This is a genomic window from Gracilibacillus phocaeensis, assembly GCF_900626275.1.
Taxonomy (GTDB): Bacteria; Bacillota; Bacilli; order Bacillales; family Amphibacillaceae; genus Gracilibacillus; species Gracilibacillus timonensis.
Genome location: NZ_LR131144.1, coordinates 1,239,816 through 1,265,914, shown reverse-complemented (window position 1 = coordinate 1,265,914; position 26,099 = coordinate 1,239,816). Strand labels below are relative to the sequence as shown.

The 26,099-nt window shown below is 40.1% G+C and carries 22 protein-coding genes; all 22 read left to right on the top strand.

From position 1 onward, the window contains the following. Positions 1–20: 20 nt before the first annotated feature. Positions 21–740 carry a ClpP family protease gene (locus E0E32_RS13840; protein WP_130859993.1) on the top strand — a complete coding sequence of 240 codons (720 nt, stop codon included), beginning with the start codon at positions 21–23 and terminating at the stop codon, positions 738–740. After that, positions 740–940, top strand: coding sequence for a YlzJ-like family protein (locus E0E32_RS13835; protein WP_235817544.1), 201 nt, complete (start codon positions 740–742; stop codon positions 938–940). Before E0E32_RS13840 ends, E0E32_RS13835 begins: the two co-directional genes overlap by 1 nt. Positions 941–1,451: 511 nt before the next feature. Beyond that, positions 1,452–3,758: a DNA translocase FtsK gene (locus E0E32_RS13830; RefSeq protein ID WP_130859992.1), complete on the top strand. Its 2,307-nt coding sequence runs from the start codon at positions 1,452–1,454 to the stop codon at positions 3,756–3,758. Between the two features lie 105 nt (positions 3,759–3,863). Further along, entirely contained in the window at positions 3,864–4,589 is a 726-nt protein-coding gene (locus E0E32_RS13825) for a GntR family transcriptional regulator (RefSeq protein WP_078060138.1), read from the top strand. A gap of 468 nt (positions 4,590–5,057) precedes the next feature. Continuing rightward, positions 5,058–6,341, top strand: a complete 1,284-nt coding sequence (gene yfmF / locus E0E32_RS13820; RefSeq protein ID WP_130860210.1) for an EF-P 5-aminopentanol modification-associated protein YfmF — start codon at positions 5,058–5,060, stop codon at positions 6,339–6,341. Further along, on the top strand, positions 6,331–7,617 hold the full coding sequence (gene yfmH / locus E0E32_RS13815; RefSeq protein WP_066193696.1) for an EF-P 5-aminopentanol modification-associated protein YfmH: 1,287 nt from the start codon (positions 6,331–6,333) through the stop codon (positions 7,615–7,617). The genes yfmF and yfmH overlap by 11 nt, the downstream gene beginning before the upstream one ends. A gap of 2 nt (positions 7,618–7,619) precedes the next feature. Next, positions 7,620–8,345 (top strand): elongation factor P 5-aminopentanone reductase, encoded by a 726-nt coding sequence (gene ymfI / locus E0E32_RS13810; RefSeq protein WP_350308631.1) that lies wholly within the window; start codon positions 7,620–7,622, stop codon positions 8,343–8,345. Positions 8,346–8,428: 83 nt separating this feature from the next. Continuing rightward, positions 8,429–8,686, top strand: a complete 258-nt coding sequence (locus E0E32_RS13805; protein ID WP_066193684.1) for a DUF3243 domain-containing protein — start codon at positions 8,429–8,431, stop codon at positions 8,684–8,686. Positions 8,687–8,938: 252 nt separating this feature from the next. After that, positions 8,939–9,838 (top strand): helix-turn-helix domain-containing protein, encoded by a 900-nt coding sequence (locus E0E32_RS13800; protein WP_066193681.1) that lies wholly within the window; start codon positions 8,939–8,941, stop codon positions 9,836–9,838. 125 nt (positions 9,839–9,963) lie between these two features. After that, entirely contained in the window at positions 9,964–10,542 is a 579-nt protein-coding gene (gene pgsA / locus E0E32_RS13795) for a CDP-diacylglycerol--glycerol-3-phosphate 3-phosphatidyltransferase (protein WP_066193679.1), read from the top strand. Further along, entirely contained in the window at positions 10,542–11,783 is a 1,242-nt protein-coding gene (locus E0E32_RS13790; protein WP_066193676.1) for a competence/damage-inducible protein A, read from the top strand. Before pgsA ends, E0E32_RS13790 begins: the two co-directional genes overlap by 1 nt. A gap of 186 nt (positions 11,784–11,969) precedes the next feature. Further along, positions 11,970–13,013: a recombinase RecA gene (recA, locus tag E0E32_RS13785; RefSeq protein ID WP_066193675.1), complete on the top strand. Its 1,044-nt coding sequence runs from the start codon at positions 11,970–11,972 to the stop codon at positions 13,011–13,013. A gap of 270 nt (positions 13,014–13,283) precedes the next feature. After that, a complete protein-coding gene (rny, locus tag E0E32_RS13780) occupies positions 13,284–14,843 on the top strand; it encodes a ribonuclease Y (protein WP_066193672.1) in 1,560 nt (519 codons plus the stop codon). Between the two features lie 118 nt (positions 14,844–14,961). Continuing rightward, a complete protein-coding gene (locus E0E32_RS13775) occupies positions 14,962–15,759 on the top strand; it encodes a TIGR00282 family metallophosphoesterase (protein WP_066193671.1) in 798 nt (265 codons plus the stop codon). Positions 15,760–15,881: 122 nt separating this feature from the next. Beyond that, a complete protein-coding gene (locus E0E32_RS13770) occupies positions 15,882–16,142 on the top strand; it encodes a stage V sporulation protein S (protein ID WP_066193670.1) in 261 nt (86 codons plus the stop codon). Between the two features lie 443 nt (positions 16,143–16,585). Beyond that, positions 16,586–17,503, top strand: a complete 918-nt coding sequence (locus E0E32_RS13765) for a dipeptidase (protein ID WP_130859990.1) — start codon at positions 16,586–16,588, stop codon at positions 17,501–17,503. An 82-nt stretch (positions 17,504–17,585) separates the two neighbouring features. Next, on the top strand, positions 17,586–19,163 hold the full coding sequence (gene miaB / locus E0E32_RS13760; RefSeq protein WP_066193666.1) for a tRNA (N6-isopentenyl adenosine(37)-C2)-methylthiotransferase MiaB: 1,578 nt from the start codon (positions 17,586–17,588) through the stop codon (positions 19,161–19,163). Continuing rightward, on the top strand, positions 19,164–19,586 hold the full coding sequence (locus E0E32_RS13755; RefSeq protein WP_066193664.1) for a YlbF/YmcA family competence regulator: 423 nt from the start codon (positions 19,164–19,166) through the stop codon (positions 19,584–19,586). Positions 19,587–19,905: 319 nt separating this feature from the next. After that, positions 19,906–20,469: an outer spore coat protein CotE gene (locus E0E32_RS13750; RefSeq protein ID WP_066193662.1), complete on the top strand. Its 564-nt coding sequence runs from the start codon at positions 19,906–19,908 to the stop codon at positions 20,467–20,469. 161 nt (positions 20,470–20,630) lie between these two features. Continuing rightward, positions 20,631–23,222 (top strand): DNA mismatch repair protein MutS, encoded by a 2,592-nt coding sequence (gene mutS / locus E0E32_RS13745; protein ID WP_130859989.1) that lies wholly within the window; start codon positions 20,631–20,633, stop codon positions 23,220–23,222. Between the two features lie 6 nt (positions 23,223–23,228). Continuing rightward, positions 23,229–25,055 carry a DNA mismatch repair endonuclease MutL gene (gene mutL / locus E0E32_RS13740; protein WP_130859988.1) on the top strand — a complete coding sequence of 609 codons (1,827 nt, stop codon included), beginning with the start codon at positions 23,229–23,231 and terminating at the stop codon, positions 25,053–25,055. A gap of 105 nt (positions 25,056–25,160) precedes the next feature. Then, a complete protein-coding gene (gene miaA, locus E0E32_RS13735) occupies positions 25,161–26,096 on the top strand; it encodes a tRNA (adenosine(37)-N6)-dimethylallyltransferase MiaA (protein WP_130859987.1) in 936 nt (311 codons plus the stop codon). Positions 26,097–26,099: the final 3 nt, after the last annotated feature.

The following is a 26,099-nucleotide window of genomic DNA, read 5'->3' as shown; positions in this document are numbered from 1 at the left end:
CAGGAAGAGAGGGAATAGGAATGAATGAGCAACAACCAGAAACAAAGGACAAAGATACATCATCATCATCGCTTGTTGAAAAAATTCAGCAGTTAGGTCAATCAACCGTTCCGGCAGCGCCAGATTCGAATATCCATGTACTTTCGATCATCGGACAGGTAGAGGGGCATGTGCAATTACCACCACAAAATAAAACAACAAAATATGAACATTTAATCCCTCAGCTGGTGGCTATCGAACAAAATCCAAAGATTGAAGGACTAATGGTGATTTTAAATACCGTAGGAGGAGATGTAGAAGCAGGTCTTGCTTTATCAGAAATGATTGCATCTTTATCAAAACCAACCGTTTCTGTCGTATTAGGCGGTGGGCATTCGATCGGAATTCCGATTGCTACAGCTGCGGATTATTCATTTATCACTCCATCTGCCACCATGACGATTCATCCGATTCGTTTAACTGGCTTAGTCATTGGAGTGCCTCAAACATTTGAATATATTGATAAGATGCAGGATCGAGTGATTCAATTTGTGATTACTCACTCGAATATCAAAGAGGATAAATTGAAGGAATTAATGTTTGAAAAAGGGAATTTAACAAGAGATATTGGCACGAATGTGGTAGGAGAAGACGCAGTGAAGTATGGAATGATTAATGAAGTAGGTGGAATTAGTGGTGCCATGGCGAAACTTAATGAATTGATGCAACAACGACAAGATACACAGGAGTTGATTCAATAATGTTATATACGCCACTAAGTTATGAAGAGATTGATGATACCAAGCATGCATATGAAGACTTTCAGTTGATGCGTTTCCAAGGCAGGGATTGTTGTGTGCAAAAACTTGCCAACGGAGATATCCGCATTGTCCAATTGCTATCAACCAACCCAAACGACTACCTTATCGAATCATTAACCCCAGGCACCATCATCAAATAAGACTTTCCACCGATGATGCTTAGCAAGGCGAGCAGTAAAAAAACGCAGCAACCCGCTGCGTTTTTTTTGCTGAATCGAGAAAGCATACCTTTTCCTATATTCTACTACTCTTCCGCTACTTCCTGCACTCAAAACCTTTAAGCTTTGCGAAACCTATTTGCAAAAGCAATCCAACATACTGAGAAAAGGAAAGAGGAGTCTTTTGCATCATCCAAGTAATTAGCAGTGTATGATGCCTTCCCAAATACATTACTAACATAGGAAAAATCACCATTTCTTTCGTTGAATTTAGAGGCAATTACTAATAGAATATTCGTTCTATAACAAAATATGTGTTATAATGATAATCGAACATGAAATGCATCGTGTACAGAGAAAAAAACGATCCATCCAACGTATATTATAGATAGATAAATCAATATTTTCTCTTCATAAGTACCCTTGCACGTCATGATGCAAGGGTACTTCCTAGCGTTCCATATAGCAATTATCAATTTGGGGAGTGGCTTACATGGCAAAAAGCAAAAAAAGAAGAAAGAAACAGCCGTTAAAAAAGACAATAAAAATAGAATTACTCGGCTTTTTATTTATATTTTTAGCAATTTTGAGCAGTGGAGCAACCTTAATTAGTGATGGTGCTATCCCTGCTTTAATGGAGGACACCTTTCGCTTTTTCTTAGGTTCCTGGTATTTCGTAGCTTCGGTTATCTTGTTTGTAATAGGATTGACTTTAATCATTAAACGAAAATGGCCGAATCTGTATACTAGAAAATGGATAGGTACATTTACAGTTATTACAGGTTTTGTTTTGATGACCCATATTTTAACCTTTGAGGAAATCTTTACGAATACAACGGATTATCAACCGATTATCTCACAAACGTTCACTTTTTTTAGAGAATATATGGAAGCAGAACGCACCTCGAATTTTTTAGGTGGAGGAATGATTGGTGCCGCGTTATTCGGCATCACCTTCTTCCTTTTTTCCGATGTAGGGGCGAAGATTCTTGCTGTATTTATGATGATTATTGGAGTAGTCATATTTTGTAATTTATCAATCAGTGATTTATTTACGGCTGCCTTTAATGATCTGAGTGGCAATTTATCCGATTGGAAACAAAAAATGGCAGCTAAACGAACGGAACGAAAAGAAAAAAAACAAGCAAAACAAGCTTCTAAAGAAGAAGAGCCAGTTATTGAGCAAAAACAAGAAGAAGAAACCGAATTACCTGCTATTGCTTATGCGAATGAAGAGGTAGAAGTGGTAGAACCCAACGCTTCGGAACCAAAACCTGAACCAGTGGAGACGAAACAAGAGGAACCCGCATCAAGTGATACAAGTAATGAACCTGTGCAGTTTCCAACTTCTGAGTTTGAAAATCAAGATTATCAATTACCGTTGATGACTATGCTGACACTACCTAAAAACGCAGGAAAGCAGCAGGAAAAGTCTCACATTCAACGGATTGTGCGTAAATTGGAAACGACCTTCCAAAGTTTTGGTGTAAAAGCACGTGTAACCAAGGTGCAAGTTGGTCCTTCCGTTACCAAATATGAGGTTTATCCGGAAGCTGGTGTAAAAGTAAGTAAAATTGTAAATCTACACGATGATCTTGCATTAGCATTGGCGGCTAAGGATATTCGAATAGAGGCTCCTATTCCAGGTAAATCGGCGGTTGGGATTGAAGTGCCAAATGAAGAAACGGCAATGGTTACGCTGCGCGAGGTTTTAGAGTCTAGGAAAAATCAAGTAACGAATAAGCTTGCCTTTGCATTAGGAAAGGATATTTCGGGAGAGCCAGTTATGGCAGAATTAAATAAAATGCCTCACCTGTTAGTGGCTGGTGCGACCGGGAGTGGGAAAAGTGTATGTATTAACGGTATTATTACAAGTATTCTCATGCGTGCCAAACCACACGAGGTAAAAATGATGATGATTGATCCTAAAAAAGTGGAATTGAATGTATACAATGGCGTGCCTCACTTGTTGTCCCCTGTGGTCACCAATCCACAAAAGGCATCAAGGGCATTAAAGAAAGTAGTGTCAGAAATGGAAAGAAGATATGATCTTTTTTCCGAGACAGGGACACGAAATATTGAAGGGTACAATGAGTATGTTCATCGATATAATGAAGATCAAGAGGAACCACAACCGCAACTTCCTTATATTGTAGTAATTGTAGACGAACTGGCAGATCTAATGATGGTAGCCTCCAGTGAAGTGGAAGATGCTATTACCAGATTGGCACAGATGGCTCGGGCAGCCGGCATCCACTTGGTTATTGCGACACAGCGTCCGTCTGTCGATGTATTAACTGGTGTGATTAAAGCCAATATTCCATCACGAATAGCCTTTAGTGTATCCTCACAAACCGATTCACGGACGATTTTGGACGCGGGTGGAGCAGAGAAGCTATTAGGTCGTGGGGATATGTTATTTATTCCAGTCGGTTTGTCGAAACCTGTGCGTATTCAAGGTGCCTTTTTATCAGATAATGAGGTCGAACAAGTAGTAGATCATTGTATTGAACAGCAAAAGGCACAATATCAAGAAGAGATGATACCAGAAGAAGAAACAGAAGTAACACAAGAGGTGGATGATGATTTATATGAGGAGGCCGTCCAATTGGTACTGGAGATGCAAAGTGCTAGTGTATCTATGTTGCAAAGACGATTTAGAGTTGGATATACTAGGGCTGCGCGTTTGATTGATGCGATGGAAGATCGAGGGATTGTTGGTCCATACGAGGGGTCTAAACCAAGAACAGTCCTACAAAGTCAACCATCAGAAGATGTGCCAAGTCATCCACCACAATAAGGAAATGTCGAAAAACGAAAAATCATCTTTATTAATTGTCGAAAAAGTGATATATTAAATGATAGTGAAGCAACGACATTGGTTATAGGTTGGGTGATAATCGCTATGTTATCTGATTTGGAAAAGCATACAACCATGGACGCAGCCAAGCATATCAAACGGCTTATTGAAGATGGTTTTTATCAAGAAAAGCAAAAAATACCGACAGAATATGAGCTGGCAAAACTTTTTAATATATCGAGGCAAGAGATGCGTGAAGCGATTCATATTTTGGAAGAGGAACAGGTACTAATCAGAAGACCAGGTGTAGGGGTTTTTGTACATGCCAAACCAATCTTATCCTCCGGTATTGAACAGTTGGCCAGTGTGACGGATATGATTAAGCAAGCGGGGAAAAGGCCTGGTGTTCAATATATATCTGCAGAGTTGACAAAGCCGACAGATCAGGATCAAAAGCGCTTTGACCCGTTAAATATTGAACAATTCGCTCAGGTTGAAAGGATCCGTACAGCAGATGGAGAGCCAGTTGTTTATTGTATCGACCGGGTGGATCATCGATTGTTGCCATTAAACATTGTTCACAGTCAGTCCTCTATTTTTCAAGCGTTACAAACTTTCGCACATAAGGATATTGACTATGCAGTGGCACATATTGAGCCAATTGGTTATCACGAACGCATTTCTCCAATGCTTCATTGTGAGCCGGACCAAGCACTATTATTATTGAAACAGATGCATTATACGAAAGATCATGAACCGGTATTATATTCTGCTAACTTTTTTAGGGCAGACGTTTTTAGTTTTTATGTACTGAGAAAAAGATTCACATAAATAAGAGGGGGGCTTGCTTTAACGGCCGCCCTTTTTTTATATGATAGAAAAGAATAGAATCCACGGTAATAGGATTTGGCCTGGGGTGACGATTAGACGAGATTATGTAAAACATCCAAGTTGTCATTATGTGTGTATAACAACGCTTCAGCCTTGCAGTGATAGCCATTGTTGTACTCCAATCTAGCGCAGCATATTCCCGTAGCGCTCGCCTTGCACAGAAAAGACAATCATGCTCACTACATAGAAAAAGGTGCTACTTAACTTAATCCACCTTATCGGCATTCCGTATTCAGTTTCAGGTTGTAATAAAGAACCGGACAATTTAGTTCGGTTCTTCTTTGTTTACGTTCCACCGAATTTAATTTACAATACAGGGGACGATAAAAATCGTAAAGAGCATAATTTCTCGCATTATTTGATAGAATAAACGAAGACACAAAATAATTCATTAAAAGGAGACAAGTGATTGTGGATACATTAGAAAAAGTAATACCAAAAAACGGGTTTGATTTACATCTGTTACATACGAAAAAATTTAAGACGATTCATTTGTCACTGAAATTCACAACGAAGTTAACACGAGAAAATGTGACAAAGCGAGCATTACTGCCCTATGTACTGCAGCAGGGAACGAACCAGTTTCCTACCGCAATGAAACTCCGTCAACGATTGGACGAATTATATGGCACCGTTTTATCCATTGATACAAGTAAAAAGGGGGAGCACCATATTCTTACCGTTCGTTTGGAATTAGCAAATGAACAGTATATTTCTGGCGAAGCGAATTTATTAGATAAAGGTATCGAATTTCTCCAAGAAGTATTGTATCAACCAAAAACGGAAGCAGATGGTTTTGACAGCAAGATTGTCGATCGTGAGAAACAAACCCTTCTCAGTAAAATAGAAGCTCTAACAGAAGATAAAATGAGTTTCGCTAATACAAGAATGATTGAAGAGATGTGCCAAGATGAAGCGTATCATTTGCGTGTCCATGGTTATCAAGAAGATCTAGCAGCGATTACACCTAAAGTACTGTTTGACTATTTTCAAGAAATGTTAACAAGCGATCATTTAGATGTCTTCGTTGTAGGCGATATTGAAGAATTGGCGGTGGAAGATAAAGTTGCCCCATTAGTAAGAACTCGCAAGCCAGCTACTATTGCGGATAATCAGTTCAAGGACGCAGGGCAGCAACAAACCATTGTAGAACATGATGATATTAACCAGGCAAAGCTCCACTTTGGCTACCGTACTAATATTACCTATCAAGATGGTGATTATCCTGCTTTACATGTTTTTAATGGTTTATTTGGTGGTTTTCCTAGCTCCAAACTATTCTTGAATGTACGAGAAAAACACAGCCTTGCCTATTATGCAGCTTCTAGAATAGAGAGTCACAAGGGGCTTATGTTTGTGTTTAGTGGAATTGCTCCCGAGCAGTATGAGAAAGCTAAGTCGATTATTTTAGAACAAATGGAACAAATGCGCCAAGGAGAGTTTACTGATAATAATTTGGCAGAAACAAAAGAAATGACTGTAAATCAACTGCGTGAAACCTTAGATAACCCACAAGGGATGATTGAATTACATTATCAACGTGTGCTAGCTAAATCTGCGCTTTCCCCTGAACAACTGCTGGAAAACGTAAAGCGTGTAACCAAGGAACAAGTGATAGAAGTAGCCAATAAAGTACAATTGGATACGATCTATTTACTCACTAGTAAGGAGGCGGAATCGAATGAAGCATAAACATTATCAACAGATAGATGAACACATTTACTCAGAAACACTTCCCAACGGTCTGCGTGTATTTATTTTACCAAAGCACGAAATGGCGAAGACGTTTGCCATCTTTACGACCAACTATGGTTCCATCGATCAGCGCTTTGTACCATTAGGTGAACAGGAGGCGCAAACCGTACCTGATGGTATTGCTCACTTTTTAGAACATAAACTATTTGAAAAAGAAGACAGAGATGTATTTCAGGATTTTTCGAAGGCTGGGGCATCGGCTAATGCTTTTACCTCGTTCACTAAAACAGCATACTTGTTTTCTGCCACGTCAAAAATTAAAGAAAATGTCAAAACATTAGTCGATTTTGTCCAAGATCCATACTTTTCAGAGGCTTCTGTAGAGAAAGAAAAAGGAATTATTGCACAAGAAATCAGGATGTATGATGATCAGCCGGATTGGCGTGCTTTCTTTGGAACCATTAAAAGCTTGTATCATGACCATCCTGTTCAAATTGATATTGCGGGTACCGTTGATTCCATTCAAGATATTACAAAAGAGGATTTATATACGTGTTACCATACCTTTTATCATCCAAGTAATATGGTATTATGTATCGCCGGTAATGTTGATCCAGACGAGATGATGTCCATGATTAGGGATAATCAAGCAGCCAAAGAATTTGCGGAACCAACGGAGATTGAAAGGCATTTCCCGGATGAACCAAGTCAAGTAGCAGATAAAGAGCTTACGATTTCTATGCCAGTATCTGTTCCAAAGGCATTGGTAGGTATTAAGGAAGTGGACCTCCCAACAGATCCTAAGCAATTTATGAAAAAGGAATGGATGGCAGATATTGTCTTGGATCATTTATTCTCTCGAAGTGGTTCTGCCTATGAACGCCTATATGAATCGGGATTAATTGATCAATCCTTTAGTTGTGAAAACAATTTTGAACGTGACTTTGGTTTCAGTGTCATTGGCGGTAATTCTAAAGAACCAGAAAAATTAGCTGAACAGATCAAGCATGAACTGTTATCCATCTCACCCGATTCTTTAACGGAATCGCATTTTGAGCGTATTAAAAGAAAAAAAGTAGGGCAGCTTTTACGAGCGATGAATTCTTTGGAGTTTATTGCCAATCAATATACACACTATCAGTTATTGAACATCGATTTCTTTGACAGCATCGAATGGCTAGAGAATTTAACCTATCAAGAGATCACGGACTTTATCAAGAACTGGATATCAGAAGATCGGTTATCTGTTTGTATGGTTAAAGGAGACGAGTAAAAATCAGCATAAAAAAAACGACACTTATTACAGGTGCAAGTGGGGATATCGGTAAGGAAATTGCCTTACAATTAGCAAGTGAAGGACACCAACTATGGCTGCATTATCATCAGAATCATGCCGCTATCGAAAAGCTAAAGCAGCAACTTACAGCGGAACAAGTGCTGGGAATCATCCAGGCAGATTTGTCTACTCCAGTAGGTCTTGATACTTTTGTGCAGGAATGCCCAGAAAACATTTCCCACTATATTCATACTAGTGGACAGTCATATGTTGGTTTATTTCAAGATATGTCGGATGCACAAATGGATCAGATGTTACAATTGCACGTGAAGGCGCCATGGAAAATCGCTCAACAACTGATTCCCTCCATGATTCAAGCGAAGCATGGCCGTATTGTGCTGATTTCGTCTATTTGGGGAGAGATCGGGGCAAGTTGTGAAGTAGCTTATTCGAGTGTGAAGGGGGCACAAAACAGCTTTGTCAAAGCATTAGCCAAAGAGTTAGGGCCAAGCCAGATATACGTGAATGGCGTTTGTCCAGGCTTGATTAATACCAAGATGAATCATCATCTTACTGAAAAGGATAAGCAAACATTACAGGAAGAGATACCATTACAGCGAACCGGCCTGCCTCAAGATGTGGCAGGAGCGGTCGGCTTTCTTTGTCAGGAATCAACCCGTTATATTCAAGGTGAACAAATCAGAGTGGATGGTGGCTGGCATTAAAACAACGGTTTCGTATGGTTGATGCATATTTTTTAGAAAAAAACTAAAACTAAGTATGCATGATGATACGAGGAGGGTTGTACATGTCTGTTAGGAACAATTTTGAATCATGGAAAGACTTTTTAGGTGATCGTCTCCAAGAAGCTCAAGGTAATGGTATGAGCAATAAAGCCATTTCTGAATTTGCCTTTGACATAGGAAATTATTTGTCGACGGAAGTTCAAGCACAAAATGAGCAAGAACAAATCTTACATGATCTATGGAACGCAGCCGACGAGAAAGAACAACATGCCATTGCCAATATTATGGTAAAGCTTGTGCAAGAGCAAGGCAACAAATAAACAGGTAGATCTTTTTTTAAATGGGAATAGTATTGAAAAAACGCGGCCCTATCACTCCTTTTGGCGTTATGTGATAGGGCTTTTACTATTCTTGTCAAAAATCATTGGTTTTTCACTTTTCAATCGAAATAATTTAAGATATGATAGAATAGATATTAAGATAAGATAATAGATGAAACGAATTGGTAAGTATATACGTCTTATATAGTGTTTGGTTTAATAGAATACAGACTGATGGATGGTGTTTTTTTTATGGCAATAGGAGAGAGACTAAAACAAGAGCGAGAACAAAAGAAAATGTCCCTTGAAGACGTACAAAAGTCAACGAAAATACAGGTAAGGTATTTAGATGCCATTGAACAAGAGAAATTTAATGTAATGCCAGGCTCCTTTTACGTCAGAGCCTTTATTAAAGAATATGCGACTGTACTTGGATTGGATCCCGATGAATTAATGGAAGAGTACAAAAGCGATCTTCCTTTCGAACAGCAAGAGGAGACTATCCCCTTATCACGCATGAGCAGCAGTAAGAGTGTCAGTTCTGGAAAGACGTCGAGAGTTTTTTCATTTATGCCGACGGTTATTGTGGTTTTATTGATAATTGGTATAGTTTTACTTGTCTGGTTATTTAGGCAAGGTGTTTTCACGGATGGTGATACAGATCCAGCTCCAACAGAAGAAGAAAATTCAGCTGGTGAATCTGTTACGACACAGCCCCCACAAGAAGAAGGGAACAATGGGGCAGGACAAGACCAAGATACAACAGAGGATCAAGACGAGAATCAAGAAGAAGAAACGCCTGAAGAAGAAGAAGAGCCTGCTACAGAGGTGACTTTAGATAGTTATGAAAATGGTACATCCAATTATCAGTTGACCACCAATGAGGAAACCATCGAATTAATGATTGAAACAACGAATCGAAACTGGCTTCAGGTTGAGAATGGAGCAAGCGGTGAAAGCCTTTATGAGAGTACTTTCACCTCTGATGAAAGCCCATTGAAAGTAGATATTTCTGAACTGGATGAATTGTATCTTCGCTTTGGTGAGCCACAGGATATTACGATATCTATCAATGGTGAAGAACTGGAGTTATCCGAAGAGATTCAACCATCTTCGATTCAAGAGGCGCAAGTAGAATGGACGCAAGAATAAACGAGCTGGCTAAATGGGTCAGCTCGTTGTTTGCCGGAATATGAGTTCTAGGCCAAAACACGGCGAGGCAAGTCTGTTAGTAAGGGGAACTTGTCTTGTCTCAATCAAGGAGTGACAATTAAACAATGAACATACCTAATCGCATCACGATATCCCGCATTATGCTTATTCCTATTTTTATCCTGCTGCTTTCTTATCCTTTCGATTGGGGAGTATGGCATGTGCAGGGACAGGATATTCCTATCACGCATTTGGTTGCCTTAATCATTTTTGCGATAGCATCTGCAACCGATTGGTTAGATGGATACTATGCAAGAAAGTACCAATTAGTAACCAATCTGGGTAAGTTTTTGGACCCGATGGCAGATAAACTATTAGTTTCAGCGGCGTTTATCTTACTGATAGCCATTGATATGGCTCCGGCATGGATTGTGATTATTATTATCAGTCGTGAATTTGCCGTGACTGGCTTACGCTTGGTTGCTGCTGGGGAAGGGGTAGTACTTGCTGCAGGTCAGCTTGGTAAATTTAAAACGGTCTTACAAATTGTCGCCATTCTTGTCTTACTGTTACATAACGTTCCTTTTGCCAGCAGTGGGATTCCGGTTGATCTGATCCTATTATATGCAGCGATGATCATGACCGTTGTTTCTGGGGTAGAGTATTTCGTCAAAAATTGGCATGTGATGGGAGAGTCTAAATAATGTCAGAAATAAAAGCAGAGTTAGTATCTGTTGGTACGGAATTATTATTAGGACAGATTGTGAATACAAATGCTGCCTGGATATCGCAGCAATTAGCCAATAAAGGGATTTCTGTGTACTATCACAGTGTTGTTGGTGATAATTTCAGTCGGCTTTCCCAGGTATTTGAGCAAGCAGAAAAACGATCAGATATTGTTTTAATCACTGGCGGTCTTGGTCCAACGGAAGATGACCTAACTAGAGAGGCTTTTCAGCACATTTCCGGTTTAGAGATTGTCGAGGATTCGTCCACCATGGGTAAAATGACTGCCTTTTTTGCTAACAGGGGCAATATGACACCGAATAACCGCAAACAGGCACATATATTTAAAGGAGCGCAAGTTATCAACAATTCTGTTGGGATTGCTCCAGGTATGATAATTGAATATCGGAATACACTTTGGATATTTATGCCCGGCGTCCCCCGTGAAATGGAGGCAATTATGGCGGATGGCGTTCTTCCATACCTGGCAGAACACTTCGATTTAACAACGATTATTCGCTCCCGTATGCTTCGGTTTATTGGTATAGGTGAATCACAGTTGGAACATGAATTACAAGATATTATTTCCAATCAAACGAACCCAACGATTGCCCCGCTTGCTTCAGAAGGTGAAGTAGCCTTGCGGTTGACTGCAAAAGCAAATAAGCCAGAAGATGCGGAAGTAATGATAGATGAGACAGAGGCGCTGATAGCAGATAAAGTAGGACAGTTTCTCTATGGTTATGATGAGGAAAGCATTGAACATAAGGTATATCAAGAATTACTTCAGAAACAATGGACGCTTGCTAGTGCGGAGAGTTTAACAGGAGGAGCATTTGGTGCAGCAGTAGTTAACCAGCCAGGCGCTTCAGCAGTGTTTAAAGGCTCTGCCGTAGTCTATCAGCCAGAGGCCAAGCAATCGGTATTATTGATCAGTGAAGAGCTTATTGACCGCTTTGGTACAGTAAGTAAAGAATGCGCCGAGGCGATGGCAAATGGGGCGTGTAAAGCTTTCACGGCTAATATCGGTATTAGTTTTACCGGTGTTGCAGGGCCGGATTCATTAGAAGGTCATCCTGCTGGGACGATCTATATAACCATAGCCAGTCAAGAGAACTGTGAAACAAAGTCATTTCGCTTTCATGGTGATCGTCAGACAATACGCAATCGTGCTGTGAAAAAGGGATTCGAGTTATTGCACGCCTATTTACAAAACTAATTTTAAAAAGGTCGAAAAGCATTTTTTCTAAGCATAAAATACCTAGAAAAAATGCTTTTCTTCTGAACTTATTGCAATTGTCAAGTGTTTTAGTTATGAAAATGTGGGAACATTTATTCGTTTATGACTTGTGTAACGAGACAAAAGGTTGTAAGATAGTAGTAGCAATCATAAGGAGGAATCACATTGAGCGATAGACAAGAAGCTTTAGATCAGGCATTAAAACAAATTGAAAAGCAATTTGGTAAGGGTTCGATTATGAAAATGGGTGAGCAGGCAGAACAGAAGATAGCAACCGTTTCTAGTGGATCCATTGCCGTTGATGTAGCATTAGGTGTAGGAGGATATCCAAGAGGTCGAGTGGTAGAAATCTACGGGCCAGAATCTTCTGGTAAAACCACCGTTTCTTTGCATGCCATTGCTGAAGCGCAAAAGGCAGGAGGGCAGGCGGCATTTATCGATGCCGAGCATGCTTTGGATCCTATATATGCAAGGAAATTAGGGGTAGATGTTGATGAACTTTTATTATCTCAGCCAGATACAGGGGAACAAGCATTAGAGATTGCCGAAGCTCTTGTACGTAGTGGTGCCGTCGATATTCTTGTTATTGACTCTGTAGCAGCACTCGTGCCAAAGGCAGAAATAGAGGGAGATATGGGTGATTCACACGTTGGGTTGCAAGCCCGTCTTATGTCGCAAGCCTTGCGTAAATTATCGGGTGCTATCAATAAGTCTAGAACAACTGCTATTTTTATCAATCAAATTCGGGAAAAAGTAGGCGTCATGTTTGGTAGTCCAGAAACAACTCCAGGTGGGCGTGCACTTAAATTCTATTCTTCCGTACGTTTAGAAGTAAGACGGGCAGAAACCTTAAAAATCGGGAATGATATGGTTGGTAATAAAACACGAATCAAAGTAGTGAAGAATAAGGTAGCCCCTCCATTCAAGCAAGCAGAAGTAGACATCATGTATGGAGAAGGTATTTCGCGAGAAGGAGAAATACTTGATATTGGATCTGATTTAGATATCGTCATGAAGAGCGGTGCTTGGTATTCCTATGATGGAGACCGTTTAGGCCAAGGACGAGAAAATGCCAAACAATATCTTAAGGAAAATCCGGCTGTCGCTACTGAAATCTATCAATCCATTCGATCACACTACGATATTCAAGATGGAAATGCAGAAGAGGAAGCAGAAGAAGACGCGCAAAAAACGTTACTAGACGAATAAAAAATAAATAGGAATGTAAACACCAGTCTATGTCGAAATGAGAAGTACTATTTTGCTTGGAATTCTGGGGCTTTTTTGAAAAAATATACGTAAGTATGGTCTTTATTCGTTCAGATAGCTTTACAATCCTTGACATCCCATGAATAGAGGATTAAAATTAACATGTATAATTTCAAAAAGATTTTATACATGTTAATTTATGAAAGTCTATGATTGTGCATACCGACTTAAAAAAAGTGGTACAAGTTTATAGCAAGAGGAGGTGAAATAATGGATACAATTGCAATTGTCATCTCCATTTTGCTTGCATTTGTCGGTATTGTTGTTGGTTATCTGATTCGAAAATCGATTGCGGAGAAGAAAATTTCAAGCGCTGAAGAATTAGCGCGTCAAATCGTGGAAGAAGGTCATAAAAACGCAGAAGTAGCTAAAAAAGAGGCCTTACTGGAAGCGAAGGATGAAAACCACCAAATTCGTCAACGTGGCGAAGAAGAGTTACGAGAACGACGTGGCGAAATCCAAAAGCTTGAAAGTCGTCTTTCGCAAAAGGAAGAGAATCTGAATCGTAAAGACCAGACGTTGGATAAACGTGAGCTGATGTTAGAAAATAAGGAAAGTTCGCTAGCAGACAAACAACAACAAATTGAAGAAATGGAAAGCAAAGTTGGAGCAATGTTAAGCGAGCAACAAGCAGAATTAGAACGGATATCAGGCTATACAACGGATCAGGCAAAACAAATTATTCTACAGCGTGTAGAAGAAGAAGTAACCCATGAATCCGCATTGCTCATTAAAGAGGCAGAAAATCGGGTGAAAGAAGAGTCCGATAAAAAGGCGAAGGATATTTTATCACTTGCTTTACAACGATGTGCTGCCGATCACGTGGCAGAAACCACTGTCTCTGTTGTCAATCTGCCAAATGATGAGATGAAAGGTCGAATTATTGGTCGAGAAGGTCGAAATATTCGAACTCTGGAAACGTTAACTGGAATTGATTTAATCATTGATGATACACCAGAGGCTGTTATCTTGTCAGGATTTGATCCTATTCGTCGTGAAATTGCCCGACTTGCGTTGGAGAAATTAGTGCAAGACGGCCGCATTCATCCGGCTAGGATTGAAGAGATGGTTGACAAAGCGAGACGAGAAGTGGATGAACATATACGAGAATACGGAGAGCAAACAACCTTTGAAGTAGGTATTCATGGCCTGCATCCTGATTTAGTGAAAATTTTAGGACGATTGAAATATCGTACAAGTTACGGACAGAATGTATTAAAGCACTCTACCGAAGTTGCTTACCTATCTGGTTTATTAGCTGCTGAGCTCGGAGAAGATCAGAATCTTGCTAGACGTGCAGGTCTCTTGCATGATATTGGAAAGGCCATTGATCATGAAGTGGAAGGAAGCCACGTAGAGATCGGTAAAGAGTTAGCAACCAAGTATAAGGAACACCCAGTCGTTATTAATGCCATTGCTTCCCACCATGGAGATGAAGAGGCAACGTCTGTTATTTCAGTAATTGTAGCAGCAGCAGATGCTCTGTCCGCAGCGCGTCCTGGTGCTAGAAGTGAAACGTTAGAGAATTATATCAAACGTTTAGAGAAACTAGAAGAAATAGCTGAATCCTTCACAGGTGTGGAGAAATCATTTGCCATTCAAGCTGGTCGCGAAGTGCGCATCATTGTCAAACCTGATGAAATTGATGACGCAGAAGCGATCAAGGCAGCAAGGGATATTCGCAAGCGCATTGAAGACGAACTAGACTATCCTGGACATATTAAGATTACTGTTATAAGAGAAACACGTTCTGTTGAATATGCGAAATAGAGAGGCGAAAGCGCCTCTCTATTTTTTGCATTATTCAGCTAATCAATGGCTAGTTTTGACATTTAACAAATACTATGCAAGAATATGGTTACTTACTTAGAGAAAGGTAGAAAATGATATGAGAATTTTATTTATTGGTGATATCGTAGGTTCACTAGGTCGCGAAATGGTGGAAACGTATTTGCCAAAGCTAAAGGCTGCTCACCAGCCACACGTAACGATCGTAAATGGTGAAAATGCAGCAGCAGGCAAAGGTATTACCGAAAAAATATACAAGAATTTGCTTGAATGGGGCGTACAAGCATTGACAATGGGCAATCATACTTGGGATAAGCGGGATATTTTTCATTTTATTGACGAGGCAACCTATATGGCTCGTCCGGCAAATTTACCTCCTGGAACTCCAGGAAATGAGATCGTGTTCATCAAATCCAATAATCAAGAGGTTGCCGTTATTAATTTATTGGCCCGTACCTTTATGCAACCAGCTGATGATCCCTTTCGTAAGATTGATACGTTAATCAAAGAGGCGAAAAAGCGTACGAATATTATCTTTGTAGATTTCCACGGAGAAGCAACAAGTGAGAAGCAGGCATTTGGCTGGTATAATGATGGTAAAGTAAGCGCCGTGGTTGGCACACATACTCACGTGCAGACTGCCGATGAACGGATTTTACCAAACGGCACCGCTTATATTTCCGATGTTGGCATGACGGGACCATATGATGAAATCTTAGGAACGGACAAAGAGGCCGTCTTGAAAAAATTTAAAACCGGCTTACCTGTACGATTTGAGGTTCCAAAAACCGGGAGATCACAGTTGAGTGCTGTGATCATTGATATTAATGATTCGACAGGCAAAGCAAAAGAGATGAAGAGAATCCTAATCAATGATGATCATCCATTCTACTCGTAGGTCCGAACCCTTCAAATGATTTGAATTTTGCTGTTTATTCCTTCATAATTAAAGTAATATCTTTCAAAATAATGAATATAGTAAAAGTGGAATAACATTAGCATTTGAAGGAGGTAGCAGGAGTGGATATATTAAAAGTTTCAGCAAAATCAAATCCTAATTCAGTAGCAGGCGCACTTGCAAATGTACTACGAGAACGAGGTTCAGCAGAGATTCAGGCGATAGGTGCTGGTGCACTTAATCAGGCAGTAAAGGCAGTGGCAATAGCACGTGGATTTGTAGCACCAAGTGGAGTTGATCTTGTTTGTATTCCAGCTTTTACGGACATTATGATTGATAATGAAGAGCGTACCGCAATTAAACTGATTGTAGAACCAAGATAAAGAGAGTCCCTCCGTGTGATGGTGGTGAGCGAAATGGATCGGGAAGTTAGCACACAAAGTCCAGATAGAACTGGGTTATTGCAACCAAGTCACCATGATAAAAGAGGAGAAATTCCAGCCTGTTTGTGAGATGCAAACAGGCATTTATCTTGTCCTTAGTGTATCTGTTTTTTGCAGTGACAGTATGTCTGCCACATCGAAAATAGAGAGTTCTAAATCTAAAGTCAGCATCGAAACGATTAGTTTAACGAACAGCAGGGAATGGCAAGTAACCCCCCCATTGAATGAAGTTCACTTTATAGAAAAACGGATAAATTCCGACCGTTCCTTTATTACTATCCGAAACTAGAAATGGACTATCGGATTCGTTCAAGGTCAAAATCGTTCCATATCCTATCATATCAAGAATGTTAGACTTTATCTTACAGAAAGGGGGGTGAAATATGATTGATTGTCATTGTGATGCGCTTTATAAAATGTGGTTGCATCAAATCGATTTTGAGCAAGATGATCGCTTAGATGTGAATTATCAAGAATGGATGCAAAGCCCTGTTCAAGTACAATGTTTTGCGATCTATATCCCTCCCTCGGTTCCCGCAGAAGCAACTTTCACCGTAGCTATGCAAATGATAGACATTTTTTTCGAGAGAATAATTGCCCCGTATACGAATATAATTTTTATCCAAAAAAAGGAAGATATCGCGCAGTTAGCAGTAAACGAAAAAGGAGCTATGTTAACGCTAGAAGGTCTTGATTGTATCGGTGCAGAGCTGTATAAGTTGAGAACATTACTGAGGTTAGGAGTGAAGATGGTAGGGTTGTCATGGAATCATGCCAATTTAGTGATCGATGGCATTGGTGAAGGAAGAGGGGCTGGCTTAACAAACTTTGGTTATGAAGTGATTGACTTGTTAAATCAATACAAGATATGGACGGACTTGGCCCATGTTTCTAGAAGAGGATTTGATCAGGTCATTGAATTAGCAGCGTTCCCTATCGTATCCCATGCAAACTGCTATCATATCTGTCCGCATCCACGCAATCTCACGGATCAACAGATTCAGAAACTGATTAAGAAAAATGGATTGATGGGCCTCACGTTTGTGAAAGAATTTGTCACCAATCAACCAACTGCAACGATGCAGGATTTACTGCTCCACATGGCCCATTTGTTGCGTTTAGGTGGGGAGCAGGCAGTGGTATTCGGTTCAGATTTTGACGGGACAGATCAGTATGTAACGAACCTTACATCTATAAAGGATTATGCAGAACTACAACGATTTCTCCAAGGCTATTTTTCTCCGAAACAGTTAACTAAAATGACGGAGCAAAATTTTCTTGATCTTTTTCCATGTTCATAGTAAATTCGTTTTGTATTTGGCCCTTATATCCTCTATAATAGATGAAGTAGTGATTGAATTGGCAAGAAAGGAGATAGATGATATGAACGAAAAACAACGATTAGAAAGTCAACAAATAAAACAGCCTAGTTCAACGGACGTAAAATCCGATTCGAACGATAATTTACATCGATTAAAAGAACTATCCAGCGATGATTTAATTTCAAGGTATTTTCAAACGACGTATGAACCACCAAATATGAGGAAAGCCAAAAAACGACTCAAGAAAGATGTCGACATTCATTACGATTTTGATATTCCAGAAGAAATGAAAGGGTTTGGAGAAGGTAAGAAATTTATGATTCGGACCTATGGCTGTCAAATGAATGAGCATGATACGGAAGTGATGGCAGGTATTCTATCGCACATGGGTTATCAATCTACAGAAGATACGCGGGAAGCAGATATCATTTTATTGAACACATGTGCCATACGTGAAAATGCTGAAAATAAAGTCTTTGGTGAAATCGGACATTTGAAACCCTTGAAAATGGAAAACCCGGAATTAATCATTGGTATCTGTGGCTGTATGTCACAAGAAGAAGCTGTTGTGAACCGGATTTTAAAGAAACACCCATTTATTGACTTAATTTTCGGTACGCATAATATTCATCGTTTACCGCAACTAGTTAATGAAGCCGTGTTTAGTAAAGAAATGGTAGTAGAGGTATGGTCCAAGGAAGGCGATATCATTGAGAACTTACCAAAAGCCCGTAAAGGAAAGACGAAGGCATGGGTTAATATTATGTATGGTTGTGACAAATTCTGTACATATTGCATTGTTCCCTATACACGAGGAAAGGAACGAAGCAGGTTACCAGAGGATATTATTCAAGAGGTACGTCACTTGGCAGCACAGGGCTATCAAGAAATTACCTTACTAGGTCAAAATGTTAATGCTTATGGCAAAGATTTAGAATTCACCTATGGTTTGGGTGATTTGATGGAAGAAATCAGTAAAATAGATATCCCAAGAGTACGGTTTACAACCTCTCATCCACGTGATTTCGATGACCGTTTGATTGAAGTACTTGCTCAAGGCGGCAATTTGTTAGACCATATTCATTTGCCAGTGCAATCAGGCAGCTCTGATGTTTTACGAGTGATGGCTCGTCGGTATACGAGAGAGGATTATTTGAAACTTGTTGACAAGATTCGCGCAGCAATGCCAAATGCTACCTTAACAACAGACATCATCGTTGGCTTCCCGAATGAAACGGATGAACAGTTTGAAGAAACGATGACATTAGTGGAGGAAGTCGGCTTCGAGAGCGCCTATACATTCATTTATTCTCCAAGGGAAGGAACACCATCCGCACGATGGGAAGATAATATCCCGATGGAGGTAAAGAAAGCCCGTCTGCAGAGATTGAATGCCTTAATCAATAAACAATCTGCCGAGGCAATGAGTAAGTATCAAGGTGAGACGGTAAAGGTACTAGTGGAAGGTGAAAGTAAAAAAGATCCTGATGTATTGTCTGGTTACACAGAGCGTAATAAGTTGGTTAACTTTAAAGGTCCTAAATCAGTGATCGGTCAAATTGTGGATGTCAAAATAAACAATACAAAAACTTGGACGCTTGACGGAGAATTAGTCGAGTCTGCAGTTGAGGTGAAATAAATGTCGAAGTATACAAGATCAGAAGTCATCGAGCATGCGCACAAGTTAGCTAATAAAATGGCTAATATGGAAGAGATTGATCGATTCAAACAGTTGGAAGCCAAGTTAAACGATAATCAAAAAGTGCAAAGTTCGATTAAGAAAATTAAGGCCTTACAGAAACAGGCTGTTAATTTTCAGGCCTATGGCAAGCAAGAAGCATTAAAACGAGTAGAAGAAGAAATCGACCGTCTGCAAGAAGAGATTGATGAGATCCCGATCGTACAAGAGTTTAAGGAGTCGCAGGTCGTCATCAATGATCTATTGCAGTTAGTTACCAACACGATTGCAAGAGAAATAACCAATGAAGTAATTCGCTCTACTGGTGGAGATCTGCTAGCAGGCGAAACAGGATCCAAACGTAAGAACGGCAGTCATTGCTGATAAGAAGTGATCAATTAATAAAAAGAGCAAGTATCTTTTCAGAGGAAGGTACTTGCTCTTTTGTTTGGTTTCCTATGTAAAATAGAAAATGAAAACATGGTAGTAATTAGAAACTGTCTTGATGTAGTGATACAAGGAGCAAATAGACTTCTTACTTTTCTGAAATCCAGATTTCTTTGGAAATAAATTTGGATCATGCACACCTTTTATGGGCTTTTGCATAGGATATATCAGGTGCTAGGGTTGACATATGGAGACATAGGCACTATAGGCGAATTCCTGCATAAGATGCAAAGGAAATAAGAGGGAGGATTTTTCCATGTCTTTTTTAGATCAACAATATCGTGAAATTATTACTAAGGCGGTCATTGGGAAGGGAAGAAAATTTAAGCAGGAAACGGATGTTATTACTCCTGCACACCGCCCATCAAGTATTTTGGGCTGCTGGATTATCAATCATCATTATCATGCCAAATTAGTAAAGGAGGACGCGGTCGAGATACGAGGTAGCTATGACGCCAACATTTGGTATGCTTATAATGATAATACCAAGACAGAAGTAATCACGGAACGAATCGAATACTGTGATACCGTATCCTTATCGATCAAAGATAAACAGCATATTGGTGATGAATGCGAAGTGATAGCGAAAGTGATTCAACAGCCTAACTGTTTAGAATGCCGGATTGATACGAAAGGTAATAAGATCAAGGTCGATGTAGAGAGAGAGTTTCTGGTAGAAGTGATTGGCGAAACAAAGATTTGTGTGAAAGTAGACCCTAAAGGGAAAGTACATGACTCAGATGATTGGGACAATGTCATCTCCGATGAAGAATTAGAAACGATTGATCCTGATTTTCTCGATGACCATGAAGAAGAATAAATAAGACAGTGTGGGTGGCGCTCACACTGTTATTTTTTTATCAGATAGGAAAGCATGAAATTTTTTGTCAAAACGACCACATTGTTCGATTATTTTTTGGAACAGACGTACTATGGTATAATAGATTGCAAGAAACGAGAGAATGGTTGGAGGAAAAATGAATGAGCTATACACCGATGATACAGCAATATCTAAAAATAAAAGCAGACTATCAAGATTGTTTTCTATTTTTTCGCTTAGGCGATTTCTATGAAATGTTCTTTGAAGACGCAAAGAAAACCGCACTAGAACTTGAAATTACACTTACCAGCCGAGATGGCGGAGGTGAGGAGCGAATCCCGATGTGCGGTGTTCCGTATCATTCCGCTGAAAATTACATAAAAGCTTTAATGGAAAAAGGCTTCAAGGTAGCTATTTGTGAACAAGTGGAAGATCCGAAAATCGCAAAGGGCGTAGTTAAACGAGAAGTCGTCCAAGTAATTACACCAGGAACGGTCATGGAAGGTACCATGCTGGATGATAAAGAAAATAACTATTTGGCAATGATTCACCAAGTCGAAGGAGACCTATTTGTGTTGGCATATACCGATATGTCTACCGGAGAAACGTTTGTAATGGAAATCTCCAGGGGGTGGAGTGCCTTACTAAGCGAGTTATATAACCGACCCATTAAAGAGGTCGTCGTTAAAGAAGACCTAGCAGAAGCTTATCAAACAGAATTAATCGAAAAGATGCAGATGACTGTTTCATATGCCAAAGAACTGACCAATCAGCAAACAATTGATGACTTGTTGATCCATGTAGAGAAAGAGACGCTACGATATACCTGTCAACTGTTATACCAATATGTATTTCATACGCAGAAACGGGTCATTGCTCACCTGCAAGAGGCAAAGGTAATTGAGTTAGCACAGCATATGTCACTAGATATGTATTCCCAACGAAACTTAGAGATTACCAGCTCTCTGATGCGCAAAGAAAAATTTGGCAGCTTGTTGTGGGTAATGGATCGAACAGTGACGGCAATGGGATCAAGGAAATTAAAAAAATGGCTGGAACGCCCGCTATTAACCCGGTCATTGATTGAACAGCGTTTGGATCTGGTGAGTGGATTCTATGATCAATTTTTTGAGCGAGAGGAGATCAGAGAATCACTACAGACGATATATGATTTGGAACGATTATCTGGCAGGGTTTCTTTCGGAAATGTCAATGCTAGAGACTTAGTGCAGCTCAAACGATCCTTATCGAACATTCCAAACATCAAAAAGCAGTTGCAAGCCTTTGTCCATACATCTGTGCAGGAATTGGCTGATCAAATTGATTCCTTGCCCAACCTGTATCAATTATTAGAAGACAGCGTAGCAGAAGAGCCACCCCTGTCTATAACAGAAGGGAATATTCTAAAGGATGGTTATCATGAAGAGTTAGATCGTTATCGTTATGCTTCAAGAAATGGGAAACAGTGGATTGCCGAACTAGAACAAAAAGAAAAAGCAGAAACCAACATTAAATCATTAAAGATTGGTTATAACCGTGTATTTGGTTATTATATTGAGGTGACGAGGGCCAATTTATCAGCAGTTCCTGAAGACAGGTATCAACGAAAACAGACGTTAACCAATGCCGAACGTTTTATTACAGAAGAATTAAAAGAGAAAGAAACACTGATTTTAGAGGCAGAAGAAAAAAGCGTTGAACTAGAATATCAATTATTTATTGAAATCAGGGAAAAGGTGAAGGAGTATATCCCGGCCTTACAACAACTTGCCGATGTAATAAGTGAAGTGGATGTCTACCAAAGCAATGCCACCGTGAGTGAGCAAAACAATTATGTGCGTCCCGTTTTTTCGACAGATACTGTCACTATTGAGGAAAGCCGGCACCCTGTAGTCGAAAAAGTAATGAAAAACGAAGCCTTTGTCCCCAATACCATTGAGCTCTCAGAAGATAATCAGTTATTGTTGATTACCGGTCCTAATATGTCTGGTAAAAGCACATATATGCGACAGCTTGCCTTAACGGTTATTATGGCACAGGTTGGTTGTTTTGTACCCGCCACATCGGCGACCTTATCGATTGTTGATCAAATTTTTACCAGAATCGGTGCGGCTGATGACCTTGTTTCCGGTCAAAGTACATTTATGGTAGAGATGTTGGAGGCCAATCATGCTATCCAACACGCCACTTCAAGCAGCCTGATTTTATTAGATGAAATCGGCCGTGGTACAAGTACATATGATGGAATGGCTCTGGCTCAAGCGATTATTGAACATATTCACGATCGAATTCAAGCCAAGACGCTCTTTTCCACCCATTATCATGAATTAACAAGCTTGGAAGAGAAGCTGGTTCATCTAAAAAATATTCATGTACGCGCAGAGGAAATCGAAGGGAAAGTGGTCTTTCTTCATCAGATTCATCATGGCGCGGCAGATGAAAGTTACGGTATTCATGTGGCCCAATTAGCGGGATTGCCAGATTCCCTTATCAAACGTGCAAATGTCATTTTAACACAATTAGAAAATGGTCCAGAGAATAATAATGCTGTCGTTACGAAACAAACTGCAACTATGGAGCAGATGGCGTTTTTTGATACAGAGCCTGCACCTGCTTCACAAAAGAAAACAAGTCCTGTTACGAAGGAGATTATACAAGCGTTACAGGATGTGAATATTTTGGAAATGACACCGTTAGATGCGATCAATCAATTATACCAGCTTCAAAAGAAAGCGCAGGATACAAAGGAGTGATCATGCATGCAAATTCAAGAGCTGCCAGATTATCTTGCTAATAAGATAGCTGCTGGTGAAGTAGTCGAACGACCTGCTTCCGTTGTAAAGGAGTTAGTCGAAAATAGTATTGATGCTAACAGCAGCTGGATAAAAGTTGAGATTACAGAGGCAGGCCTGCAGGAGATTAAGGTCTCCGATAATGGTGCTGGTATTCCTCATGACCAGTGCCAACATGCTTTTTTGCGCCATGCGACAAGTAAGATAAGTAATGAGGATGATTTATTTCATATCCAAACACTAGGGTTTAGAGGTGAGGCTTTAGCAAGTATCGCAGCTGTAAGCAGGCTTGAGTTAAAAACTTCAACCGGTACAGAGGCAGGTACAAGGCTGAAAATCGAGGGTGGTCATTTAACGGAAGAATCGAGAAGCGATGCGCGTCAAGGAACAGAGATTACCGTACAGGATATTTTTTATAATACGCCGGCCAGATTGAAATATATGAAAACCATTCATACGGAATTGGGACATATTACCGACATCCTCAACCGAATCGCTTTTGCGCATTCGACGATCCGTTTTGAATTAATCCATAACGGTAAGCGAGTATTTCAAACAATGGGAAAAGGTGATTTACGTCAAATTGCGGCTTCCGTTTATGGTATGAATGTGGCTAAACAGATGATTCCCGTACAGACGAAAACATTGGATTATACCATTAAAGGGTTTATTGCCAAACCAGAGGTTAACCGGGCTTCGCGACAATATATCACGACCATCGTCAATGGACGTTTTATCCGGAATTTTGGCTTGGCGAAGGCGATCGCAAACGGATATCATACTTTTTTGCCTATTGGCAGGCAACCGATTGTGATTTTAAACATAGAAATGGACCCTTATTTAATTGATGTCAATGTACATCCGACAAAACTGGAAGTGCGTTTCAGCAAGGAAAAGGAGCTAACGCAGGCTGTAGAACAAATGATTAAGGACACCCTTCACAAACAGACGTTAATACCAGATGCCCCTGTACCAAAACCAAGAGAAAAGCAGGTTACGGAACAGCCGACGTTTAACTTTGAACCGAATGAGCAATGGGGAACATATGACAAAAAGCAAGAGGTACCACCAGTTAAGACGATCGATACGATGGTCAAAGAAGAACAATGGGAAATAGAAAAACCAGAGACAGAGTTGGAACCCATTGCCTCAACGGAAGAAGAGCCACCACGTGCTTCCGAAGAGGATGTTCCGCCACAACAGACCGAACCTCGTGTGCCTATTATGTATCCAATCGGCCAGCATCACGGCACCTATATTATTGCACAAAATGAGGGCGGTTTGTTTATTATCGATCAGCATGCTGCTCAAGAACGGATCAAATACGAATTTTATCGTGAGAAAATTGGTGAAGTCGATAATCAATTGCAAGATTTGATGGTTCCGCTCACTTTTGAGTTTACCCAGCAAGAAGCACTTTATATTGAGCAATATAAAGAGGCCTTGCAAGAAGTGGGGCTATTCTTTGAAGGGTTTGGTCAGCATACGTATCGAATTCGTGCTCATCCGCAATGGTTTCCGCCTGGTGAAGAAACCGAGATGGTCCGAGAGATGGTCGATCAATTACTGGAAGATAGGCAAGTGAATATCCATAAGCTTAGGGAAGAGGCTGCCATCTTAATGTCTTGTAAAAAATCGATCAAGGCCAACCATTATTTGAACTTAACCGACATGCAGCGCTTGTTAGATGATTTAAGAATGTGTGAGGAACCGTTCACTTGTCCGCACGGTCGTCCCGTTATTATCCAGTTCAGTAAATACGAAATGGAAAAAATGTTCAAGCGGGTTATGTAAATAGATGAATGTTAACGGGTAATCCTGTATACTGAAGATAGTGATAAAATAAGTAAAGATGTGTATGCGAATATACGCATTACTTTGAAGAAGGTTCGTGATAGCTTGAAAGAAAAAGTAGTGGTAATTGTGGGACCAACAGCAGTGGGAAAAACGGATTTATCCATAAAAATAGCGAAAAGGTTTCAAGGAGAAATTATTAGTGGTGACTCTATGCAGGTATATCAAGGAATGGATATCGGAACTGCAAAGGTAACCGAACAAGAGAGGCAAGGTATTCCACACCATATGATTGATATTCTTTCTCCCGAACAAGATTTTTCCGTAGCTAATTTCCAAACACTTGTGCAGCACGAAATTCAAGCAATCGCAGCTAGGAAGCACTTGCCAATTATTGCTGGTGGGACAGGTTTGTACATTCAAGCGGTACTTTACGATTATCAGTTTTCTGATCAGCAGCGCTCCAGTGCTTATGAGCAAGCTATCGAACGGGAGATACAGCAAAAAGGGTTAGACCATGTTTATCATCGCCTAAAAAGGGTAGACCCACTACAAGCGGAAAAAATCCATCCTAACAATAAGAGACGGGTGATTCGAGCGTTGGAAGTCTATGACCGTACAGGCAGAACGATGACCGACTATCAAGCGAAGCAAACCCATGAATCCGCCTATGATTTTTATATCATCGGACTGAATATGGATCGCGAATTACTATATCAGCGCATTGATCAACGGGTAGATCAAATGATCGAACAAGGGCTGCTGCATGAGGTTACCAATCTTTATCAACAAGGTTATGCAGATACACAAGCCATGCGCGGAATTGGTTATAAGGAGTTCCTTCCCTATCTCAGAAGGGAACATTCCTTAGAAGAGGCGATTGCCACTTTAAAGCAAAATTCCAGGCGCTTCGCCAAACGACAATATACATGGTTTAACAACAAAATGCCCGTACATTGGTATACCATTACTCCTGAAACAAGTGATATCGTCTTCCAAAAAATATTGACGGATATAGAAGGATTCTATTCATTCGCATAGAAT